Origin of the sequence: Paraburkholderia dipogonis (genome assembly GCF_042680985.1) — a bacterium.
Lineage (GTDB): Bacteria > Pseudomonadota > Gammaproteobacteria > Burkholderiales > Burkholderiaceae > Paraburkholderia > Paraburkholderia phytofirmans.
In genome coordinates, this window is the sequence record NZ_JBHUFR010000054.1 from 1 (window position 1) to 927 (window position 927).

At 53.8% G+C, this 927-nt stretch carries 1 rRNA gene; it reads left to right on the forward strand.

From position 1 onward, the window contains the following. Positions 1-927 (forward strand): 23S ribosomal RNA (locus ACFSNN_RS41290); the annotation flags it as partial.

Here is a 927-nt window from a genome sequence, read left to right on the forward strand (position 1 = left end):
CACGAATGGCGTAACGATGGCCACACTGTCTCCTCCCGAGACTCAGCGAAGTTGAAGTGTTTGTGATGATGCAATCTCCCCGCGGCTAGACGGAAAGACCCCATGAACCTTTACTGTAGCTTTGCATTGGACTTTGAACCGGTCTGTGTAGGATAGGTGGGAGGCTTTGAAGCGTGGACGCCAGTCTGCGTGGAGCCATCCTTGAAATACCACCCTGGTTTGTTTGAGGTTCTAACCTTGGTCCGTAATCCGGATCGGGGACAGTGCATGGTAGGCAGTTTGACTGGGGCGGTCTCCTCCCAAAGTGTAACGGAGGAGTACGAAGGTACGCTAGGTACGGTCGGAAATCGTGCTGATAGTGCAATGGCATAAGCGTGCTTAACTGCGAGACCGACAAGTCGAGCAGGTGCGAAAGCAGGTCATAGTGATCCGGTGGTTCTGTATGGAAGGGCCATCGCTCAACGGATAAAAGGTACTCTGGGGATAACAGGCTGATACCGCCCAAGAGTTCATATCGACGGCGGTGTTTGGCACCTCGATGTCGGCTCATCTCATCCTGGGGCTGTAGCCGGTCCCAAGGGTATGGCTGTTCGCCATTTAAAGAGGTACGTGAGCTGGGTTTAAAACGTCGTGAGACAGTTTGGTCCCTATCTGCCGTGGGCGCTGGATATTTGAAGGGGGCTGCTCCTAGTACGAGAGGACCGGAGTGGACGAACCTCTGGTGTACCGGTTGTCACGCCAGTGGCATCGCCGGGTAGCTATGTTCGGAAGAGATAACCGCTGAAAGCATCTAAGCGGGAAACTCGCCTTAAGATGAGATATCCCCGGGGCTTCGAGCCCCTTGAAGGGTCGTTCAAGACCAGGACGTTGATAGGTCAGGTGTGGAAGCGCAGTAATGCGTTAAGCTAACTGATACTAATTGCCCGT